18 protein-coding genes, 1 tRNA gene and 1 pseudogene are annotated in these 20,717 nt (G+C 64.0%); 12 read left to right on the top strand and 8 right to left on the bottom strand.

The window, feature by feature from the left end; translation table 11 throughout:
* Positions 1 to 59: 59 nt before the first annotated feature.
* The 4 genes from BHMPCIPO_RS03130 to BHMPCIPO_RS03115 form a co-directional block, all read right to left on the bottom strand.
* Positions 60 to 680, bottom strand: coding sequence for a nucleoside triphosphate hydrolase (locus BHMPCIPO_RS03130; RefSeq protein ID WP_173515418.1), 621 nt, complete (start codon positions 678 to 680; stop codon positions 60 to 62).
* Positions 677 to 1,459: an ATP-binding cassette domain-containing protein gene (locus BHMPCIPO_RS03125; RefSeq protein WP_173515417.1), complete on the bottom strand. Its 783-nt coding sequence runs from the start codon at positions 1,457 to 1,459 to the stop codon at positions 677 to 679. The genes BHMPCIPO_RS03130 and BHMPCIPO_RS03125 overlap by 4 nt, the downstream gene beginning before the upstream one ends.
* A complete protein-coding gene (locus tag BHMPCIPO_RS03120) occupies positions 1,459 to 2,544 on the bottom strand; it encodes an ABC transporter permease (protein ID WP_173515416.1) in 1,086 nt (361 codons plus the stop codon). Before BHMPCIPO_RS03120 ends, BHMPCIPO_RS03125 begins: the two co-directional genes overlap by 1 nt.
* 247 nt (positions 2,545 to 2,791) lie before the next feature.
* Positions 2,792 to 3,817: a sugar ABC transporter substrate-binding protein gene (locus BHMPCIPO_RS03115; RefSeq protein WP_173515415.1), complete on the bottom strand. Its 1,026-nt coding sequence runs from the start codon at positions 3,815 to 3,817 to the stop codon at positions 2,792 to 2,794.
* A 352-nt stretch (positions 3,818 to 4,169) separates the two neighbouring features.
* Here BHMPCIPO_RS03115 and BHMPCIPO_RS03110 point away from each other — a divergent pair, with 352 nt between their 5' ends.
* Both BHMPCIPO_RS03110 and BHMPCIPO_RS03105 read left to right on the top strand, forming a co-directional pair.
* On the top strand, positions 4,170 to 5,402 hold the full coding sequence (locus BHMPCIPO_RS03110; protein WP_173515414.1) for an ROK family transcriptional regulator: 1,233 nt from the start codon (positions 4,170 to 4,172) through the stop codon (positions 5,400 to 5,402).
* Complete coding sequence (locus BHMPCIPO_RS03105; protein ID WP_173515413.1) at positions 5,402 to 5,830, top strand: RbsD/FucU family protein; 429 nt, start codon at positions 5,402 to 5,404, stop codon at positions 5,828 to 5,830. Before BHMPCIPO_RS03110 ends, BHMPCIPO_RS03105 begins: the two co-directional genes overlap by 1 nt.
* Positions 5,831 to 5,888: 58 nt before the next feature.
* Here BHMPCIPO_RS03105 and BHMPCIPO_RS03100 read toward each other — a convergent pair whose 3' ends face one another.
* On the bottom strand, positions 5,889 to 6,311 hold the full coding sequence (locus BHMPCIPO_RS03100) for a DoxX family protein (RefSeq protein WP_246304254.1): 423 nt from the start codon (positions 6,309 to 6,311) through the stop codon (positions 5,889 to 5,891).
* 263 nt (positions 6,312 to 6,574) lie between these two features.
* Here BHMPCIPO_RS03100 and BHMPCIPO_RS03095 point away from each other — a divergent pair, with 263 nt between their 5' ends.
* Both BHMPCIPO_RS03095 and BHMPCIPO_RS03090 read left to right on the top strand, forming a co-directional pair.
* Positions 6,575 to 7,279: a Crp/Fnr family transcriptional regulator gene (locus BHMPCIPO_RS03095; protein ID WP_173515411.1), complete on the top strand. Its 705-nt coding sequence runs from the start codon at positions 6,575 to 6,577 to the stop codon at positions 7,277 to 7,279.
* Between the two features lie 5 nt (positions 7,280 to 7,284).
* Positions 7,285 to 9,138 (top strand): CHASE2 domain-containing protein, encoded by a 1,854-nt coding sequence (locus BHMPCIPO_RS03090; RefSeq protein ID WP_173515410.1) that lies wholly within the window; start codon positions 7,285 to 7,287, stop codon positions 9,136 to 9,138.
* Positions 9,139 to 9,207: 69 nt separating this feature from the next.
* On the opposite strand, the gene BHMPCIPO_RS03085 is transcribed toward BHMPCIPO_RS03090, so the two are convergent.
* A complete protein-coding gene (locus tag BHMPCIPO_RS03085; protein ID WP_173518065.1) occupies positions 9,208 to 9,831 on the bottom strand; it encodes a FecR family protein in 624 nt (207 codons plus the stop codon).
* A 214-nt stretch (positions 9,832 to 10,045) separates the two neighbouring features.
* Between BHMPCIPO_RS03085 and BHMPCIPO_RS33620 the strand changes: the two are divergent.
* Together BHMPCIPO_RS33620 and BHMPCIPO_RS33615 are read left to right on the top strand one after the other, a co-directional pair.
* Positions 10,046 to 10,591: pseudogene (locus tag BHMPCIPO_RS33620) on the top strand (SEL1-like repeat protein); the annotation flags it as partial.
* Complete coding sequence (locus tag BHMPCIPO_RS33615; protein WP_312033039.1) at positions 10,568 to 10,906, top strand: tetratricopeptide repeat protein; 339 nt, start codon at positions 10,568 to 10,570, stop codon at positions 10,904 to 10,906. The pseudogene BHMPCIPO_RS33620 and the gene BHMPCIPO_RS33615, both read left to right, overlap by 24 nt.
* 87 nt (positions 10,907 to 10,993) lie before the next feature.
* Here the strand turns inward: BHMPCIPO_RS33615 and BHMPCIPO_RS03075 are convergent, their stop codons facing one another.
* On the bottom strand, positions 10,994 to 12,028 hold the full coding sequence (locus tag BHMPCIPO_RS03075; RefSeq protein WP_173515408.1) for a proline racemase family protein: 1,035 nt from the start codon (positions 12,026 to 12,028) through the stop codon (positions 10,994 to 10,996).
* 197 nt (positions 12,029 to 12,225) lie between these two features.
* Here BHMPCIPO_RS03075 and spdA point away from each other — a divergent pair, with 197 nt between their 5' ends.
* The 6 genes from spdA to BHMPCIPO_RS03045 all read left to right on the top strand — a co-directional run bounded on the left by spdA (position 12,226) and on the right by BHMPCIPO_RS03045 (position 19,839).
* Positions 12,226 to 13,032, top strand: coding sequence for a 2', 3'cyclic nucleotide phosphodiesterase SpdA (gene spdA / locus BHMPCIPO_RS03070; RefSeq protein ID WP_173515407.1), 807 nt, complete (start codon positions 12,226 to 12,228; stop codon positions 13,030 to 13,032).
* Between the two features lie 39 nt (positions 13,033 to 13,071).
* A complete protein-coding gene (locus tag BHMPCIPO_RS03065; protein ID WP_173515406.1) occupies positions 13,072 to 13,380 on the top strand; it encodes a YkgJ family cysteine cluster protein in 309 nt (102 codons plus the stop codon).
* Positions 13,381 to 13,672: 292 nt separating this feature from the next.
* Entirely contained in the window at positions 13,673 to 17,380 is a 3,708-nt protein-coding gene (putA, locus tag BHMPCIPO_RS03060; RefSeq protein ID WP_173515405.1) for a trifunctional transcriptional regulator/proline dehydrogenase/L-glutamate gamma-semialdehyde dehydrogenase, read from the top strand.
* 155 nt (positions 17,381 to 17,535) lie between these two features.
* Positions 17,536 to 18,120 carry an IMPACT family protein gene (locus BHMPCIPO_RS03055; protein ID WP_173515404.1) on the top strand — a complete coding sequence of 195 codons (585 nt, stop codon included), beginning with the start codon at positions 17,536 to 17,538 and terminating at the stop codon, positions 18,118 to 18,120.
* Positions 18,121 to 18,381: 261 nt separating this feature from the next.
* Positions 18,382 to 19,368: an aldo/keto reductase gene (locus tag BHMPCIPO_RS03050; RefSeq protein ID WP_173515403.1), complete on the top strand. Its 987-nt coding sequence runs from the start codon at positions 18,382 to 18,384 to the stop codon at positions 19,366 to 19,368.
* A 39-nt stretch (positions 19,369 to 19,407) separates the two neighbouring features.
* Positions 19,408 to 19,839, top strand: a complete 432-nt coding sequence (locus BHMPCIPO_RS03045; RefSeq protein WP_173515402.1) for a DUF1810 domain-containing protein — start codon at positions 19,408 to 19,410, stop codon at positions 19,837 to 19,839.
* Between the two features lie 581 nt (positions 19,840 to 20,420).
* Here BHMPCIPO_RS03045 and BHMPCIPO_RS03040 read toward each other — a convergent pair.
* Positions 20,421 to 20,497, bottom strand: a tRNA-Arg gene (locus BHMPCIPO_RS03040).
* Positions 20,498 to 20,717: the final 220 nt, after the last annotated feature.

Raw genomic sequence — 20,717 nt, 5'->3', positions numbered from 1 at the left:
GAACCGCGTCTCGATATCACCAATGCGCCCGGAAACACAATCCGCAATCCGACCATCGCTCAGAAATCCGTCAGCACCAGATCCGCAGGCCGCTGACGGTCGACCACGCGATGCGCGTTCGGGATGTCGTTGCCTAGGGCTTTGCGCTTCGCCGCCTCCTCATCATAGCCGTGATCGTACCAACGCTTCAAAAGCCGTCGCTCCAATTCCTCGATGCCGGGATTGATGAAGATCGAGAAATCGAAGGCATTTTCAAGCCGGTTCCACGGCGCCTCGTCGAGCAGCAGATAGTTGCCCTCCACCAGGATGATGCGCGTCTCCGGCGCAACGATCCGGGCGGAAGCGATCGCGATCTCGCGCGAGCGGTCGAAGACCGGAACCAGCACTTCGCCGTCATTGGCGCGGACCGCCGCAATCGTCGACAGGAAGGCCCTGACATCGAAGGTTTCCGGCGCGCCCTTGCGGGGGAGCAGGCCCTTTTCCTCCAGGACCGCATTGTCCATGTGGAAGCCGTCCATCGGCAGCACGGCCGCCTTCTCGCCGCCGGCAACCAGGGTCTCGGCGAGCGCGTCCGAAAGCGTCGACTTACCGGCCCCGGGCGGGCCGGCAATGGCGACGACGAAACGGGCGGCGCCGGCCGCCCGTTTCAGGATCTCGTTTGCGACCGGCTGGACGTTCATGCCGCCAGCGCCTCGCGCGGCGGCTCCTTCGCCCCGGTCATGAAGGCGACCGCATCCGACATCGTATGCTCCTTCGGATTGATGACGCAGAGCCGCTTGCCGAGGCGGTGGACATGGATGCGGTCTGCCACTTCGAACACATGCGGCATGTTGTGCGAAATCAGCACGATCGGCAGGCCGCGGGCGCGCACGTCGAGGATCAGTTCCAGCACCCGCCGGCTTTCCTTGACGCCGAGCGCTGCAGTCGGCTCGTCCATGATCACCACCTTGGATCCGAAGGCGGCGGCGCGGGCCACGGCAACGCCCTGGCGCTGGCCACCGGAGAGCGTTTCCACCGCCTGGTTGATGTTCTGGATGGTCATCAGCCCGAGCTCGGAAAGCTTTGCCCGCGCCATCTTTTCCATCGCCGAGCGGTCGAGCGTGCGGAACAGCTTGCCCATGATGCCGGGTTTGCGGATCTCGCGGCCGAGGAACATGTTGTCGGCGATCGACAACGCCGGCGACAGCGCCAGGTTCTGGTAGACGGTCTCGATGCCGGCGGCGCGCGCATCCATCGGCGAGCGGAAGTGCACCGTCTGTCCCTCGAGCTTGATTTCGCCTTCGTCGGGCGTGATCGCGCCGGAGATGGCCTTGATCATCGAGGACTTGCCGGCGCCGTTGTCGCCGATCACGGCGAGGATTTCGCCGGGGTAAAGATCGAAGTCGGCATGGTCGAGAGCGGTAACGCGACCGTAACGCTTGACGAGACCGCGGGCGGTGAGAATGGGTTCCTGTGTCATCACGCAGCTACCTTTCTGATCCACTGGTCGATGGCGACGGCGGAGATGATCAGCACGCCGGTGAGGAAGACCTTCCATTGCGGGTCCGCGCCCATCATGTTGAGGCCCATGGAGACGACGCCGACGATCATCGCGCCGATCAGCGTGCCGAGGATCGAGCCGCGGCCGCCGAAGAGCGAGATGCCGCCGATCACCGCAGCGGTGATGGCCTGGAGGTTGTAGTCGGTGACTGCGGCGGACGGCGAGATCGAGCCGTTGCGGCCGATCGAAACCCAGGCCGCGAGTGCGGCGATCAGGCCCGCCAGCGTATAGGCACTGAGCAGCACGCGGCCGGTGCGGATACCCGAGAGTTTCGCCGCTTCCGGATCGTCGCCGACGGCATAGAGGTGGCGGCCCCAGGCGGTATGGTTCAGGGCGTACCAGAGGCCGAAGACGAGGGCGACCATGGTGATGACGCCGAGCGTCAGCACCGCGGAACCAACCTTGAAGCTGACCCCGAAGACATGCAGCATCCGGGTGACGGCGGCGACGTCGGCCTCGCGGATCGTCTCGTTCGCCGAGTAGATGAAGTTCGTCGACATGATCACGTACCAGGTGCCGAGCGTGACGATGAAGGGCGGCAGCTTGAGACGCGAGACGAGGAGGCCGTTCAGGAAGCCACAGGCGCTGCCGACGCCGAGGCCGATCAGGATCGCGAGCGGTGCCGGAAGCCCGTAGGTCACCGCACAATTGCCCATGATGACGGCCGAAAGCACCATGATCACGCCGATCGAAAGATCGATGCCGGCCGTCAGGATCACCAGGGTCTGCGCCGCGCCGAGGATGCCGACGATGGCGATCTGCTGCAGGATGAGGGTCAGCGTGTAGGACGAGAAGAACTTCCCGCCGATGGCAATACCGAAGATCAGGATCGCAGCGACCAGCACGATGAACGGCACGGCGGCCGGGGTCGAATGCAGGAAATGCTGGATCTTCTGGATCGCGGTCTTGTCATGCGTGTCGAATGACGCGACCTGCGTCGAACTGTTGACCAGGACTTTTTCGAATTCCTGGGATGGCTGTGCGGCTGTGTTGGGCTCGCCCATGGACCTTCCTCCCGTGAACCCCGCTTCCCAAGGGGTTGAGATCAAAAGTATTACAGCGACTTTTCACACGTCCGAACCGGTGCGTGGCGCTGTGGCGCGTGGCCCGCCCATCAACGTCGCGGGCATTTGCACGCTCGCAAGAAGCTGCGCGGTTTTCATCGCCTTGTCAAAGACATCGGCGCTTACGCGAAGGGCGGCCGGGGCCGCCCTTCCGTTGCTGGCTCATGCGTCCGAAGAGCGGAGGCGATCAGCCCCAGCACTTCTCCGTGCCGACCTTGGTGTCGATCGATTCGACGCCGGCAGCCGGCTTGTCGGTAACGAGCGAAACGCCGGTGTCGAAGAAGTCCTTGCCTTCGGTCGGCTTCGGCTTCTCGCCGGTATCGGCGAACTTCTTGATCGCCTCGATGCCGAGTGCGGCCATCATCAGCGGGTACTGCTGCGAGGTGGCACCGATGACGCCTTCGGCGACCGACTTGACGCCCGGGCAACCGCCGTCGACCGAGACGATCAGCACGTCCTTTTCCTTGCCGACGGCCTTCAGCGCCTGATAGGCGCCGACGGCGGCCGGCTCGTTGATCGTGTGGATCACGTTGATGTCGGGATCCTTCTGCAGAAGGTTTTCCATCGCCTTGCGGCCACCTTCTTCGTTGCCGTTGGTGACGTCATGGCCGACGATGCGCGAATCGTCTTCATCGCCGATCTTGTTCGGATCCTTCGGGTCGATGCCGAAGCCCATCATGAAGCCCTGGTCGCGCAGAACGTCGACGGTCGGCTGCGAGGGCGTCAGGTCGAGGAAGCCGACTTTCGCGGACTTCGCACCGTCACCCATGGTGGCGGCGGCCCACTGGCCGATCAGCTTGCCGGCGAGCAGGTTGTCGGTGGCAAAGGTTGCATCGGCGGCAGTCGCCGGATCCAAGGGCGTGTCGAGCGCGATCACCAGAAGACCGGCGTCCTGCGCCTTCTTCACCTGGTCGACGATCGCCTTAGTGTCGGAAGCAGCAATCAGGATACCCTTGGCGCCATCGGCGATGCAGGATTCGATCGCAGCCACCTGGCTGTCATGGTCGCCGTCGATCTTGCCGGCATAGGCCTTCAGCGTCACGCCAAGTTCCTTGGCCTTGGCGGTCGCGCCTTCCTTCATCTTGACGAAGAACGGGTTGGTGTCGGTCTTGGTAATCAGGCAGGCGCCGACATCGGCAGCCTCGGCCGGCGCGGCAAAGACGACTCCGAGCGACAGCGCGCCGAAGGCAGCAGAAAGAATTGTCTTCTTCATGAAATCCTCCCAAGGATTGAAAAATCGTGCCGGCGGACCGGCCCAGGCCACGCCGACGCAGCATTCTCCTCCGCTGCAATTGGCGCTTCCGAGACAAAAACAAACACTAATTTTCCGGGGTGTCAATAAATAAATCAAATTGAATTATTATTTCGATGTGTCATTCTTTGGAGTGACGACGCTCCGCTGGAGGATTGGAGCGACCATCAAATTGACAGAGCCGCGACAAGTGGAAACAACAGACCTGCGCCAAGCGGGCACCAGAGCGGGGATGAGGAAAAGTGTTTACGGTTTTCCGCTCGCACCTCGCTCTAACATATGAAAATCGATGCCAACGGGAGGAGACGGTGGCATGTCACTGACAGACGGTCCCGATCGTGGACCGACGCAACCTGAAGTCATCGACCCGAGCGGCGGCGCTAATCAAACGCGCGTTCGCGCTTACAACGAGCGCCTGGTAATGTCGCTGGTCAGGCGTCACGGCGGCCTCTCCAAAGCCGACATCGCCCGGCGTTCCGGTCTTTCGGCGCAGACCGTTTCGGTGATCATGCGCGCCCTTGAAAGCGATGGCCTGCTGATCAAGGGCGACCCCGTGCGGGGCAAGGTCGGACAACCCTCGACGCCGATGCGTCTCAATCCTGACGCGGTCTTTTCCTTCGGCGTAAAGATCGGCCGGCGCAGCGCCGATCTCGTGCTGATGGATTTCGTCGGCACCATCCGGTTGCATCTGCACCATGTGCATGCCTATCCATTGCCGGGCGATCTCGTCGACTTCATCGTTTCAGGCATGGCGAAGCTTGAACAGCAGCTCAACCCCGACCAGCGCAAGCGCATCGCCGGCATCGGAATCGCGACACCCTTCGAGCTCTGGAACTGGGCGGAAGAAGTTGGGGCACCGCCCGAAGAAATGGACAAGTGGCGCGACGTCGATTTGCAGGCAGCGGTCGCGGCGCGCACGACTTATCCGGTCTTCCTGCAGAACGACGGCACCAGCGCCTGCGGCGCCGAACTCGCCTTCGGCGTCGGCGCCAGCTATCCGGATTTCGTCTATTTCTACATCGGCTCGTTCATCGGCGGCGGCATCGTCCTCAACTCGGCGCTGTTTTCGGGCCGGACCGGCACCGCCGGCGCCGTGGGACCGCTACCGGTCTCGGGCAAGGACGGCAAGACCATTCAGCTCCTCAAGATCGCCTCGGTCTTCGTGCTCGAGAACCTGCTGCGCGAACGCGGCGTCGATCCGAGGCCGCTCTGGTACTCGGCCGACGACTGGATCGACTTCGGCGAACCGCTCGACATCTGGATCGACGACTGCGGGGCGGCGCTCGCCCAGGCGGTCGTGTCCGCCGTCTCGATCATCGACTTCTCCGCCGTCGTAATCGACGGCGGCTTCCCGCCCTGGGTCCGGACCAGGTTGCTCGCCGCCACGCGCAAGGCACTCTACGAGCTCGACCTTCAGGGCGTGACTATTCCGGAGCTGGTGGAGGGCCTGGTCGGCAGCCATGCACGCGCCATCGGTGGCGCCAGCCTGCCGCTCTTCTCCCGTTACCTGCTCGACACCAACGTCCTCTTCAAGGAGCTCAGCTAATGCTGAAAGGAATAAACCCGATCCTCAGTCCCGAGTTGCTCGCAACGCTCCGGGCGATGGGACACGGCGATGAAATCGCCCTGGTCGACGGCAACTATCCGGGCCAGGAACATGCGCGCCGTCTGGTCCGCCTCGACGGGCACCCGCTGATCCCGGTGCTCGATGCCATCCTCAGCGTTTTGCCGATCGACGATTTCGTTCCGGAGGCAATCTTCCGCGCCACGGTCAAGCAGGACAAGGACGCGCTCGACCCGGTGCACCGCGAGATCATCGAATGCTGCAGCCGACACGAGCCGGACCGCCAAGTCGTTCCCTTGCTCGGCGCAGATTTCTATCCGCGGGTCAGGGCGGCCCATACGGTGGTCCAGACCAGCGAGCCCCGGCTTTACGGCAACGTCATCCTGCGCAAGGGCGTGATCTACCCCTGAAACGCGAAAAGCCCGCCGGCGACCGACGGGCTTTCTGTCATTGCAGTGATGCTCGCTATCAGGCGCCGCGCTTGTCGATCGACAGAGCGCCCGGGCCGAAGGCTGCGAGCACGAGGAAACCGCCGGCGATCGCGATGTTCTTCATCATCATCAGGCCGTTGAAGACGGTCAGCAGGCCGTTGGCTTCCGGCGGGAAAGTCGGGATGTTGATCGCGCCGCTGTGGAAGGCGAAGGCCGTGACCAGGCTGAAGGCCGCCAGCAGATAGGCGGCAATCTTCGTCTGGAAGCCGACGAGAACGGCGAGACCGGATACCAGCTCGAAGAGGCCAGCGAGGTAAGCGAGTGCGGTCGGTGCCGGCCAGCCGGCGCCGGTGATCATCTGGGCCGTACCCGACGGATCCATCAGCTTGCTGAAACCGGACATGATGAACATGATAGAGAGCAGGACGCGTCCAACGAGGACGACAACATTCTGAGGCATGCGAGGCTCCTGTGAGAAACGGGTGTTGGCAACAGAAGTATCAGCATTTTCAAATTCATCTAGCCGCTCCGCGGGCGACAGATCGTTCACGAAAATGAAACGACCAGCCGGCATCGTCAACCTTCGAGCCCGGCATTCTCTCGTTTATCCGCGGGCGAACTAGGAACTACATAGTCGGCGTATCGTTCTTTTCTATTGCAAGGACGAAGCGGCTGGGCGAAGAATTTCGGCGCGGCAGGGGACGCCGCGCGCGGGGTCATGTCATGAACGAAATCAACCGGAGCCCGACATTCTGGCGCTCGTTTCCGATCTTTGAAGAGTTCGACAAGAGTACCATTGCCGAACTCGCCGACATCGCGACCTACAGGAAGTGGCCGGCCGGCACGGTCATCTTCCAGCGTGGCGACGAAGGCAACTACATGATCGTCGTCATCTCCGGACGCATCAAGCTTTCGCTGATCACTCCACAGGGCCGCGAGCTGATGCTGCGCCAACACGAAGCCGGCGCGATCTTTGGCGAGATGGCGGTGCTTGACGGTCAGGCGCGCTCCGCCGATGCCACGGCGATGACCGCCTCCGAGGGCTACGTGATCGGCAAGAAGGCCTTTCTCGATATCGTCACCAATCGGCCGGAGGCCGCCGAGGCCGTCATCCGCTTCCTCTGCGCGCAATTGCGCGACACGACGGAACGGCTGGAGACCATCGCGCTCTACGATCTCAACGCCCGCGTCGCGCGCTTCTTCCTCGCCACGCTCCGACAGATCCATGGCAACGAATTGCCGGAAAGCGCCAATCTCCGGCTGACCATGAGCCAGACGGACATCGCCGGTGTGCTCGGCGCGAGCCGGCCGAAGGTCAACCGCGCCATCCAATGGCTGGAGGAAAGCGGCGCGATCAAGCGGAGCGACGGCATCATCGCCTGCAAGGTCGGTCGCCTGCAGAGCATTGCCGATCCGGAGGAGGACTAGACCGCATGGCCGCCGAGCCGCGCCGGCAATTCCGCCTCACTCCGCTTGCCGGCGGGTTCCTGACGAGCTTGCTGGTTGCCGTCGCCCTCTATCTTTTTGCCGAACCGGTGTTCGAAACGCAGCGCGAGCTGTTCTTCGACAACCTGACACAATGGATTCCCGCGCCGCAGTCGCCTGACATCGTTGTCGTCGACATCGACCGCCAGGCCAACCAATCGCGCCCCTGGGACCGGACGGCAACCGCCGAGCTTCTGTCGCGGCTTGCGACGGCCGGCGCCAAGGCCGTGGCGGTCGACTTCGTCTTCAGCGCCAATTGCAACACGGCCGGCGATGGCAATGCGGACCTCGCTTCCGCGCTTGGAGGCGTCCCCGTCGTTCTCGGCTTTCTGATCGCCGATACGGTCCAGGAGCGGCCGCGGCCGGTACCGCCGCTGGCATTGAGCCGGCCCTTTACCCCGCCCGAGCTCTGGTTCCTCGACGGCGCCGAAACCTCCTGTGCCGCGTTCATGGACCGTGCGAAGGCGGCAGCGGCTTCGTTTCTCGTTGGTGACGAAGACGCGCGGATCCGCCGCGTGCAGGCCTATGCCATCCTCGGCAATGACGCCTTTCCGACATTGGCGATCGAAGCGACACGGCTGATGCGCGGAGCCGGCACGCCGATCCTCGGTGGCGAGCCCGCCTGGCTGCGCATCGACGGGCAGGTGATCGCGCTCGACGAAACCGGCAGCCTGCGCTTCGCCGCCAGTGCCGCGGACCGGCTCGCCGCCCGCACCGTTTCCGCCGCCGACGTGTTGTCCGGCAAGGCGGCACCGGACCGCTTCGCCGGCAAGCTCGTGCTCATCGGCAGCAGCCTGCCGAACCTCGGGGGCTTGCGACCGAGCGCCTCGATGCCGCTCGAACCCTCGGTGCAGATCCACGCGGATATCGCCAACGCGATCCTGACGGGCTTCATACCGAAGCGCGGTGATCGACTTCCGCCCGCCGAGGCCGGCGTCGCGTTTCTCGCCAGCCTCGCCGTTGCCTTCGCCGCCGCTCGCCTTCGGCCGCTGGTATCGGCAGCCCTTGGCCTCGGTGCGGTCGCCGCCGTCGTCGCGGCGGCGGCGGTCATCTATGGCGCCAGCGGCTGGCTTGTCGATGCGGTCGGCATTTCGGTCGCCCTCGCCGTCGTTCTGGCGGTGACGAGCGTCCTGCAATTTGCTCGGGTGCGGCGAGCCGAAGCGGCGGCGCGGCAGAAATTCTCGCAATACCTGCCGCAATCGGTCGTCGCCCGCTACATCGACAATCCCGGGCTTGCACGGGTCGCCGGCGAGGAACGGCAGGTGACGGCGCTCTTCACCGATATCGAGAGCTTTTCCTCCCTGTCGCAGAGGCTGAAGCCGCGGGACCTCATTGCCTTGCTCGACATCTACTTTGCCGAGGTCAATGCGCTGGTGGCGGCGCATGGCGGCATGGTTGACAAGGTGGTGGGCGATGCGGTGCACGCGTTTTTCAATGCGCCCGAGGATCTCCCCGAACATGTCGACCGGGCCATCGATTGCGCCAAGGCGATCCACGCACTGACGGAAGAGATGCGCCGGCGTCCGCAGTTCGCGGCCAACTCTTTCGGCAGGACCCGGATCGGCGTCGAGACCGGACCGGCCGTTGTCGGCGAAGTCGGCGCCGGCGGCAAGCTCGACTACACGGCCCATGGCGATGCGATCAATCTGGCCGCGCGCCTGCAGGAGGCGAACAAATTCCTCGGCACCGCTATCTGCGTCGGGCCCGGTGCCGCAGCAGAAAGCAGGCGGCCGCTTCGTCCCCTCGGCAGCCACGAGATTCGCGGCTTTTCGACGATGGAATTGTTCACGGTCGCGGACTGAGGCGACCGCTGATCGCGCGTCTCAGAACGGCTCCGGGAATAGCGAACCGGTTTTCGGGATAGCGTCAACTCAACGTGTCAGGCCGACGCTGGCATAGGCTTCCTTGATCCGCGGCTCGCCCCAGTTGACGGGCTCGCTCGGCGCTTCTCCGCGGCGATGAAACTCGACCCCCTGCCCCGCTGCGACGATCCGGGTCACGCCGCCACGCGCGACCGAAACGCTTCCGTGTTCGACGAAGACGGCAAATGCGGCTCGGCTCGGTCCGCAGAAGAATTTGGTGCCGCGCACACCGATCATGCCGAAGGCCGTGCGGACCGCAACATCGACCTTCGGCAGCCCCTCGGGCCGATCGAAGACCATGCGCCCTGTTCCGAGTTCGAGCGTACCACCCTGACCGGCGATGAAGCTATCGACGAGCAGCTCGGTCTCGGCGCCGAGCAGCACGCGCGTGTCTGTGCCGAGGTGCAAGGTCGCGTAGCTCTCGGCACTCGTGTGCACGCGGTCGTTCTCGTAAAGCTGGCTACCGACCGTCAGCGGGTCGTCCTTTTCCGCCTGCTTCCGTCGCACGTCGCCGCGGACCTCCGTTGCCTCGCCAAGTGACGGGCTTGCCCAGGAGGGGGCGACGCCGCCGCCGGCCGCCGTCAGCAACAGGCCACCAACGACAACGCGTCGGCTCACCAGCATCTTGCGCATCGGCGCTGCCCGGTTTTCCATTGCCCCTCTCCCGTTTGAGCGTTGCGATATTCGAGGATAGCCCCGGCATTTCCGGATGCAAGCCGGCTCGCGCGCGGTCTCTCGATGATCGTCCGGCAGTTCGCCAGAGCTTTCGTTGTCGGGCTGTTACCCCCGGAACAGCCCGACCCGACAGGCGCGGATAAGTTCGCCGTCAAGAGAAGGGAGAGCCCTCATGGAAAAGCGCAGCACATCGGGTACCGGCATCATCAACGCACTGCTGCTGGCGGTCGTCAGCCTGCTGGCTGTCGCCGCGATCGCGCTTCCGTCGGCGCGTGCTGGCGAGCTCTCCGCCGCCGACGTCTGCGACCGCGAGGCCGGCAGCATCTTCGACCTGCAGCGCAATCAGGCCTTCCCGGCCGTTGCCACCGAGGACATCAGGATCGGCGTAGCGCTTTCGGCCTGCCGCGAGGCCTATAACCAGAAGAGCGGCGCTCGCGCCGAATTCCAACTGGCCCGCGTACTCGACAAGGCCGGCCAGAAGGCCCAGTCACTACGTATTCTCGGCGAGGCCGCCGAACACGGCCACGCGCTGGCGATGACCAACTATGCCGTTCTCCTGGGCGAGCAAGGCGACACGACAGCCGAATTCGCGCTGAACCAGAAGGCCGCTGCTGCCGGCAATATTCTCGCCGCCTACAATCTCGGCGTTTCCTATCGTGACGGTATGGGCACGCCGGTCAACGGCAAGCTGGCGATCGAGTGGTTCGAACGGGCATCGCTCGCCGGCGATGACGTCGCCGCCTTCAACCTCGCGGTCATGCTGGACGAAGGCAAGCTGGTGCCGGAAGACAACGGCAAGGCCGCCAAATTCTACCGGTTGGCGGCCGACCGCGGCAATGTCGATGCCATGGTCAATCTCGGCCTGATGCTCGGGAACGGCGAAGGGATCGCCAAGGACATTCCGGCAGCCCGCAACATGTTCCGCAAGGCTGCCAACGAAGGCGACACGTTTGCCGAACGGAAGCTTGCGGAGCTCGACGGCAACGACGCCTTCCAGACCGCCATGCTCGGCAAGACCAGCCGCATCAAGTAATCCAACACGCCTCCCAAGGGCCACGTGGGCCGGAGACATCAAGGTCTTCGGCCCGCGTTTTCGTTTGAGAGGAGGAGATTGGGCTGGTCAGCGGATTTCGCCGGCCTGCGGTCCCCAGGTATCGGTGAGCGCAAAGCCGTCGGCCAGCGGATCGAACGGATCGAGCGCCACCTGATGCAGGCCGAAGGTCCAGCCGCGGCCGGCAATCGTCGGGATGATCGCTTCGCGGCCGGCAACGGTCGTGACACCTTCGAGGCCCACCTCAAATTCCGACCCGATAATCGAGCGCGACTTAAGGACGTCGCCGACCTTGACCTTGCCGCGCGCATGCAGCGTCGCGAGGTTGGCAGAGCTGCCCGTGCCGCAGGGCGAGCGGTCGACTCGGCCCGGCCACATGGTGGTGCAGGTGCGGATCGTGCCGTCGGGCTCGACATCGCGGAACATCACATAGGCGACGCCCTTGATCTCAGGGATTTCCGGATGGACGACGGGGATCGTGCGGTTGACGATATCCTTCAGCACCATACCGGCCTCGACGATCTCGCGGGCATTCGCCTTGTCGATCGTGGTGCCGATCTGGCTGACGTCGACCAGGGCGTAGAAGATGCCGCCATAGCAGAGATCGAGCTTGATCTTGCCCCATTTCGGCGTGTCGACCTCGACGTCGAGCTCATGCACGAAGGACGGAACCATCGTCAGCTTCACCTTCTCGCAGCGGCCGTCGCGGCAGGTCGCGGTTGCCTTGACGAGGCCGGAGGCCGTGTCGAGCATTACCACCGTCTCCGGCTCCTTCATCTCGATGATGCCGGATTCGAGTAGGGCGGTGGTGACGCAGATCGAATTCGAGCCGGACATGGCGTGCGCCTGGTCGGCCTGGAGAATGATGAAACCGGCATCGGCTTCCGGTCGCTTCGGCGGCACCAGCAGGTTGACCGAGCCGATCGAGCCGGAGCGCGGCTCGAGGCAGAGGAACCGGCGCAGGCTGTCGTCCACCGTGTTGATGTGGTTGAGCTGCTCGGCGATCGAGTTTCCCGGGATCTTCGGCACGCCGCCGATCGCGACCTTGCCGATTTCACCCTCGCAATGAACGTCCAGCAACTGGATCGTGCGCTTCCACCGCATGCCGTTTCTCCAACTCGCTTGCCATCACCTATTGGCGATCATGGCTGATATATCAGACGCGCTTGCATTAGCGCTTTCCGGGAGGCGCCGCAAGGAAAACCGCCGGCGCGCTTCAGAGTCGCCCCGAAGTTGCCGCTTGACGCGTGACACACCGCGCGACAGCTTGAGCCACCCGAGACGCAACCTTCTGGATCTCCATGACAAAGCTGATCATCTTTACCGACCTGCACATGGTGCCCGAAGGCACGACGATCATCGGTCTCGATCCCTACCAACGCCTTGCCGCCGGCATCGAACACGTCAACCGCTACCATGCGGATGCCGACCGGGTGATCTTCACCGGCGACCTCACCCACTACGCCGATCGCGCTTCCTATGAACGGCTGAAGCGGCTCATCGATCGGCTCGTGCCGCCGGTCGCCATCACCGTCGGCAACCATGACCGGCGCGAGGTTTTTCTCGAAGCCTTCCCCGATGCCGTGGCGGATGAGAACGGTTTCGTGCAGCAGGCGATCGATTTCCCGGACTGCCGCGCCATCCTGCTCGATACGCTCTTTGCTCCGCCCTATGATTATCCCACCAGCCATGCGGGGCTGCTCTGTGCCAGACGTCTTGCCTGGCTCGACCGGCAGCTTGCCGACGCCGGTGACAAGCCGGCGCTGCTGTTCATGCATCACCCGCCACACAGGACGGGCTTTACCGGCATGGACATGATCCGGCTCGCCAATGAGACCGAGTTCTACGATCTCGTCAAAAAGCATCCCAACGTCCGCCATATCTTCGCCGGTCACGTGCACCGCACGATCAGCGGCTCCTCCCGCGGCATTCCCTTCTCGATCTTCAAGAGCCCGGTGCACCAGCAGCCGATGCCCTTCGACGCACCCGACGCCTCCTTGTCCGTCGATGAACCGGCGGCCTACGGCATCGCCGTGGTGACCGACGATGGCGTGCTGGTCCATACCGAAGATTACGAGATTGCCCGCCGGGACGCTGCCATCGCGTGAGGCCATTTCGGACTGCCGGCCTTCATGCTAGTTTGGCGCATGACCCAAACCACCGACGATAGCTTCGACTGCCAAAGCTGCGGCGCCTGTTGCGCCTATTCGGCCGACTGGCCGCGCTTCTCGCTGGAGACGGACGAGGAGCTCGACCTGATCCCGGCGGAATATGTTTCTGCCGATCTCGGGGGCATGCGCTGCGAGGACGATCGTTGCTGCGCGCTCGGCGGTAAGCTCGGCGACCACGTATCGTGCAAGATCTACGCCATCCGCCCGATCGTCTGCCGCACCTGCATGCCCGGCGACGACGAGTGCCTGATGGCGCGCGAGAGGCATTTCGGCAAAGCGGCGTGATCTGCAGCGCCGCGCGTCCTATCAGACGCGCAACGGTCGCTGTAGCCCTTTGAATGGCTGCATGTTTTCTGTCCCTCAAATCGGCCAGGATTTGAGGAGCCATGCAGTAGGATCATCCGGCAGTTTTGCGAAGATTCCGTATTCTCTACGGCGCCACGTCAGCAGTATGGTGAAACATTCCGACAAAAACGAAATTTGCCGGATGGATGTACGGCGGAAGGAAGCGTATTTTCCGCCCATGATCAGGGGCGCAGCGCGCCCTTGGAAACTGCTTCCCGGAGGATAGCGCTCGATGAGCCAGACACCGCTTCAGAAGATCACGACCGAGACCGGCGCGCCGCAGGCTCCCTTCGCCGAGTTCGCTCCGCCGGTGCGACCGCAGAGCACGCTTCGCCAAGCAATCACCGCCGCCTACCGTCGCCCGGAAACCGAGGCGCTGCCAGCACTCGTCGAAGCGGCGACGCTGCCTGCCGCAACCCGCCAGGCAGCCGCCAAGACCGCGCGCAAGCTGATCGAGGCGCTGCGCGCCAAGCACAAGGGCTCCGGCGTCGAGGGTCTGGTGCAGGAATACTCGCTCTCGAGCCAGGAAGGCGTGGCGCTGATGTGCCTGGCCGAAGCGCTGCTGCGCATTCCGGACACCGCAACGCGTGACGCCCTGATTCGCGACAAAATCGCCGACGGCGACTGGAAGTCGCATATCGGCGGCGGCCGCTCGCTGTTCGTCAACGCCGCCACCTGGGGCCTCGTCGTCACCGGCAAGCTCACCTCGACCGTCAACGACCGCAGCCTTTCCGCCGCGCTGACGCGCCTGATCGCCCGTTGCGGCGAGCCGGTCATCCGCCGCGGCGTCGACATGGCGATGCGCATGATGGGCGAACAGTTCGTGACCGGCGAGACCATCGACGAGGCGCTGCGCCGCTCGCGCGCGCTCGAACAGAAGGGCTTCCGCTACTCCTACGACATGCTCGGCGAAGCGGCGACGACGGCGGCCGACGCGGAGCGCTACTACCGCGACTACGAGACGGCGATACACGCCATCGGCAAGGCATCCGCCGGCCGCGGCATCTATGAAGGTCCCGGCATCTCGATCAAGCTTTCGGCACTGCATCCGCGCTATTCCCGCGCCCAGGCCTCGCGCGTCATGAGCGAGCTGCTGCCGAAGGTGAAAGCGCTTGCCGTCATCGCCAAGAAATACGACATCGGCCTCAACATCGACGCCGAGGAAGCCGACCGCCTCGAACTCTCGCTCGACCTGCTCGAAGAACTATGCCTCGACAAGGACCTCGCCGGCTGGAACGGCATGGGCTTCGTCGTCCAGGCCTACGGCAAGCGCTGCCCCTACGTGCTCGACTTCATCATCGACCTCGCGCGCCGCGCCGGCCGCCGCATCATGGTGCGTCTCGTCAAGGGCGCCTATTGGGACGCCGAGATCAAGCGCGCTCAGCTCGATGGTCTCGAAGACTTCCCGGTCTATACCCGCAAGATCTACACGGACGTCTCCTATATCGCCTGCGCCAAGAAGCTGCTGGCCGCGACCGACGTGATCTTCCCGCAGTTCGCGACCCACAATGCGCAATCGCTGGCGACGATCTACGAGATGGCCGGCAAGGACTTCAAGGTCGGCAAGTACGAGTTCCAGTGCCTGCACGGCATGGGCGAGCCGCTCTATGACGAAGTTGTCGGCAAGGACAATCTCGACCGTCCCTGCCGCATCTATGCGCCCGTCGGCACGCACGAGACCCTGCTTGCCTATCTCGTTCGCCGCCTGCTCGAAAACGGCGCGAACTCCTCCTTCGTCAACCGCATCGCCGACCCGAAGGTCTCGGTCGACGAGCTCATCGCCGATCCGGTCGAGATCGTGCGCGCCATGCCCGTCGTCGGCGCACCGCATGACCAGATCGCGCTCCCCGACAATCTCTTCGGCGAAGCGCGCCGCAATTCCGCCGGTCTCGATCTCTCGAACGAAGCGGGCCTTGCCTCGCTGACCGCGGCGCTGCAGGCGAGTGCCGCCGTCGACTGGAAGGCCGTTCCGCAACTGGCAACGGGCGCCGCTTCCGGCGAAACGCGCGCCGTCGTCAACCCCGGCGACCACCGCGATGTGGTCGGTGCGGTCACGGAAGCTTCGGAGGCCGACGCCCGCCAGGCCGCGACCCTTGCCGCCAAGGCGGCCGCGAGCTGGGCTGCCGTCTCGCCGGCCGAGCGCGCCGCCTGCCTTGTGCGCGCTTCCGACCTGATGCAGGCGCGCATGCCGACCCTGCTCGGCCTCATCGCGCGCGAAGCCGGCAAGTCGCTGCCGAACGCCATTGCCGAAGTGCGCGAGGCGATCGACTTCCTGCGTTACTACGCCGAACAGACGCGCCGCACGCTCGGCCCGGCCCATAAGGCGCTTGGGCCGATCGTCTGCATCAGCCCGTGGAACTTCCCGCTGGCGATCTTCACCGGCCAGATTGCCGCAGCCCTCGTTGCCGGCAACCCGGTGCTGGCCAAGCCCGCCGAGGAAACGCCGCTGATTGCCGCCGAAGGCGTGCGCATCCTGCACGAGGCCGGCATTCCCGCCGCCGCGCTGCAACTGCTCCCCGGCGACGGCCGCATCGGCGCCGCCCTGGTGGCCGCGCCGGAAATCGCCGGCGTGATGTTCACCGGCTCGACCGAGGTCGCGCGCCTGATCCAGGCGCAGCTTGCCGACCGGCTGTCGCCGGCTGGCCGACCGATCCCGCTGATTGCCGAGACAGGTGGCCAGAACGCCATGATCGTCGACAGCTCGGCGCTCGCCGAACAGGTGGTCGGCGACGTCATCGCCTCGGCCTTCGACAGCGCCGGCCAGCGCTGCTCGGCGCTGCGCGTTCTCTGCCTGCAGGAAGACGTGGCCGAGCGCACGCTTTCGATGCTGAAGGGCGCGCTGCATGAACTGAAGATCGGCCGCACCGACCGGCTCTCGGTCGATGTCGGCCCGGTCATCACCGCTGAGGCCAAGGGCATCATCGAGAAGCACATCGACGCCATGCGCGGCCTCGGCCGCAAGGTGGAGCAGATCGGCCTTGCTTCCGAAACCGGCCACGGCACTTTCGTTCCGCCGACGATCATCGAGCTCGACAAGCTCTCGGACCTGAAGCGCGAAGTCTTCGGTCCGGTGCTGCACGTCATCCGCTACCGCCGCGACGATCTCGACCAGCTGATCGACGACATCAATGCCACCGGCTATGGCCTCACCTTCGGCCTGCACACGCGCCTCGACGAGACGATCGCGCATGTGACGGCACGGGTGAAGGCGGGCAACCTCTACGTCAACCGCAACGTCATCGGCGCTGTCGTCGGCGTTCAGCCCTTCGGCGGCCGCGGCCTCTCCGGCACCGGCCCGAAGGCCGGCGGTCCGCTCTATCTTGGCCGCCTCGTCGCCACCGCACCGGTGCCGCCGCAGCACAGCTCGATTCATACAGATCCGGCGCTGCTCGACTTCGCCAAGTGGCTCGACGGCAAGGGCGCCAAAGCCGAAGCCGAAGCCGCCCGCACCGCCGGCAGCAATTCGGCCCTTGGCCTCAACTCCGAGCTTCCGGGACCGGTCGGCGAGCGCAACCTCTATGCCCTGCATCCGCGCGGTCGCGTGCTCCTGGTTCCGGCGACGGAAACCGGCCTCTACCACCAGCTCGCCGCCGCCCTCGCCACCGGCAACACCGTCGTCGTCGATGCCGCTTCCGGTCTGCAGGCCTCGCTGAAGCACCTGCCGGCCAGTGTTTCCGTGCGGCTTTCCTGGTCGAAGGACTGGGCGGCGGACGGCCCCTTCGCCGGCGCCCTTGTCGAGGGTGACGGCGCGCGGGTGCGCGAAGTCTGCAAGGCGATCGCAGGCCTGCCGGGCCCGCTGGTTCTCGTCCAGGCGGCTTCGACCGAAGAGATCGGCAAGAACCCCGACGCCTATTGCCTGAACTGGCTGCTCGAGGAGGTCTCGACCTCGATCAACACCGCTGCCGCCGGCGGCAATGCCAGCCTGATGGCGATCGGCTGATCGGTTCCTGAGATTGTGAAGCGCCCTCTCCCCATCGTGGGAGAGGGAAAGATCTTACTGTCCGCTATGGGACCAGCCGTTGCCCGGATGAAGCCAAACCGTGGTGGCGCCCTTCCCCGCAATCCGTTATCAGCAATGACAAAACGGAAGCGGCCATGTTCACCCTCAAGCGCACAGAAACGGCAACCCAGGACGTCAAGAAGAGCCGCTTTCTGGCAATCGCAGCGCCGGTTGCCGACGAACAGGCAGCGAAGGACTTTCTCGCCTCCCACTCCGACCTAACTGCCAACCACAATTGCTGGGCTTGGCGCATCGGCCAGGCCTATCGCTTCAGCGACGACGGCGAGCCGAGCGGCACGGCCGGCAAGCCGATCCTCGCGGCGATCGACGGCCAGGAACTCGATCGCGTCGCGGTCGTGGTGACGCGCTGGTTCGGCGGCATCCTGCTCGGCAGCGGCGGCCTGGTGCGCGCCTATGGCGGCACAGCGGCGCTCTGCCTCAGGGCTGCGGAAAAGATCGAGATGATCGAAACCGTGCGCGCGACCGTCGCCGTCGATTTTTCCGACATGGCGCTGGTGAAGGCGCGGCTTCTTGCCCGCGACGTGACCATTGCCGGCGAGAGCTTCACGGACAAGGGCCCGGTGCTGACCATCGACCTGCGCAAGGATGAGGCGGAGGCGATCCTCGCGATGGTCGTCGATCTCAGCCGCGGCAAGGCCGTGGTCTCGCTGGACGACTGAGCCCTCGCCGCAGCGCCCTACATCGATACCGAGCCGTCAGCGAAAACTTTATGCGGTTTCCCGCTGCATCTGGCGCTCCAATTTACTCGATCAAGCTCGTCATACCAAAGCGCGTCGCGCTCTTTCGGATTCGCTCCTGGCGCCTTAAGCTTTTGATATTTCGCATGTCGTTATCGCAAATCTGCTGCGCACATTTGCGCGACATGCTTTAGAAGCGCTCCACCTAGCTATGATCGACGACGCACGACAGGAGACAGCACCATGAAGACTCGAGTTCTTGGCAAGACCGGCGCCACCATTTCCGAGATCGGCTTCGGCGCCTGGCAGATCGGCGGCTCCTGGGGCGATGTCAGCGAAGCGGACGGCAAGCGCGCGCTCCATGCCGCACTCGACGCCGGCGTCACCTTCATCGACACGGCCGATGTCTATGGCGACGGTCGGTCCGAAAAGATCATCGCGGCCGTATTGAAGGAACGCGGCGGCGACAAGCCCTTCGTTGCGACCAAAGCCGGCCGCCGGCTCAATCCACATGTCGCGGAAGCTTATACGGGCGAAAACATCGAGGCCTTCATCGATCGCAGCCTCGCCAATCTCGGCGTCGAGACGCTCGACCTCGTGCAGCTCCATTGCCCACCCACTGAGGTCTATTATCGCCCGGAGCTGTTCGGAGCCTTGGGTCGGCTCGTCACCAAGGGCAAGATCCGGCACTACGGCGTATCGGTCGAAAAGGTGGAGGAAGCGCTGAAGGCGATCGAATACCCTGGCGTGGCCACGGTGCAGATCATCTACAACATCTTCCGCCAACGACCGCATGAACTGTTCTTCGCTGAGGCGCGGAAGAAGAATGTCGGCGTCATCGTGCGCGTGCCGCTCGCCTCCGGGCTGCTTTCCGGCAAGATCAGTCGCGAAACCGCCTTTGCGGCCGACGACCATCGCAGCTTCAACCGGCACGGCGAGGCCTTCGATGTCGGCGAGACCTTTGCCGGCGTACCGTTCGAAGCGGCGCTGGAAGCCGTCGAGCAGCTCCGTCCACTGGTGCCCGAGGGCGTGCCGATGGCACAGTTCGCGCTCCGCTGGATCCTCGAGCAGCAGGCGGTTTCGGTCGTCATCCCCGGCGCCCGCAACGAGGCGCAGGCGCAATCCAACGCCGCGGCCAGCGGGCTCGCCGCCATCAACGACGAGACCAAGGCTGCGATCGCCACGGTTTACGAACGGCTGGTGAAGGTTCATGTTCATCATCGCTGGTGATTGATACCGCGCACAACGCCGGTGAGCCAGGGGGCTGCAATGCCTGATCCCTTCGATCTGCAACGGTTCATCGACGCCCAGCACCGCGTCTATGCCGCGGTTCTGGACGAGCTCACCCTCGGCCGCAAACGGACGCACTGGATGTGGTTCGTCTTCCCGCAACTTGCCGGTCTCGGCCATTCGCCGATGGCAGAGCGCTATGCGATATCGGGTCTCGAAGAAGCATCCGCCTATCTCGCACACCCGGTCCTCGGCGCGAGGCTTCGGGAATGCACCGAACGCGTCAATGCGGTTGCGGGAAAATCGGCCCACGACATCTTCTCGAGCCCCGACGACGTGAAATTCCGGTCATCGATGACCTTGTTCGCCGAGGTGGACGAAGCAGGAAGTCTGTTCGAGCAGGCCCTTGAACATTATTTCGCGGGAGAGAAGGATCGGCGCACTTTGGACATCCTGGCGCACCAGCGTTGATATCCGGCGCTCAAGCCTTGGCGGGGCGCCGGTCGGCGGTCAGAGATTCGGTGTTGAGTTGACCAGGAAAAACAGGATCGTGAAGGCACATATCGAGAGGCCCGCGACGATCACCAGCAGTTCTTTCATCATGTAGCGATACATCCGGCACCTCCTTTCCTTCAGTGGCCGCGGTATCTCCTCGAATATAGGAAGTCATTGGGCCAATTCTCAGACACAGGCGTCAAAAGTTCGTGAAGGCGCTTTCCGCTTCTTGTGATCCGGAGTCACCAACCCCCGCAGGCTCCGAGACGGGTTCAACGCCTCCACGAAGTATGCAAATTAGGTTATACTAATATATACTGTTTGTCACCTAACCACTTCGGAGGATTGAACAATTGCTCCTCCCGCCGGTCCACTTGGTGATGGCAAGCATCTGAAACAGCGCGCCGGTTGGGTTGTCTTGCGCTTTCCAGATTTGCACTGGCTTATTTCGGCAGGGACGCTGGCGAGCAAACGTGCTTAGCGGTGGCAGACAACGGTCTACAACGCAAAAATCGACACAGCGAGCGTAGATTGGTGTAAACTATCGAGAAGAAGAATGGCGCACCCGAAGAGATTCGAACTCCTGACCCCCAGATTCGTAGTCTGGTGCTCTATCCAGCTGAGCTACGGGTGCTTTTGCCTGAAGCGGCGGAACCGCTTGCGTGAGCGGTTCTCTAAAGGGTCCTTTCGGGGATTGCAAGCGCCGTTTGGCAAAAAATTTCATTTTTACGACGATGGCCCGACTTGCTGTGGACAGTCACGGTAACGCCGATGCTGCAACGCCCTGAAAATCAGGGCATTGCGCCAGGGAAGCAGGCCCGGAAAAAATCGCGGGCGTCAGACTTTGCCGCGTC

It is taken from the genome of Ensifer sesbaniae, from assembly GCF_013283665.1.
Lineage (GTDB): Bacteria > Pseudomonadota > Alphaproteobacteria > Rhizobiales > Rhizobiaceae > Ensifer > Ensifer sesbaniae.
Note: the sequence above shows the minus strand (reverse complement) of the source record. Positions and strands in the feature narration are given on the sequence as shown.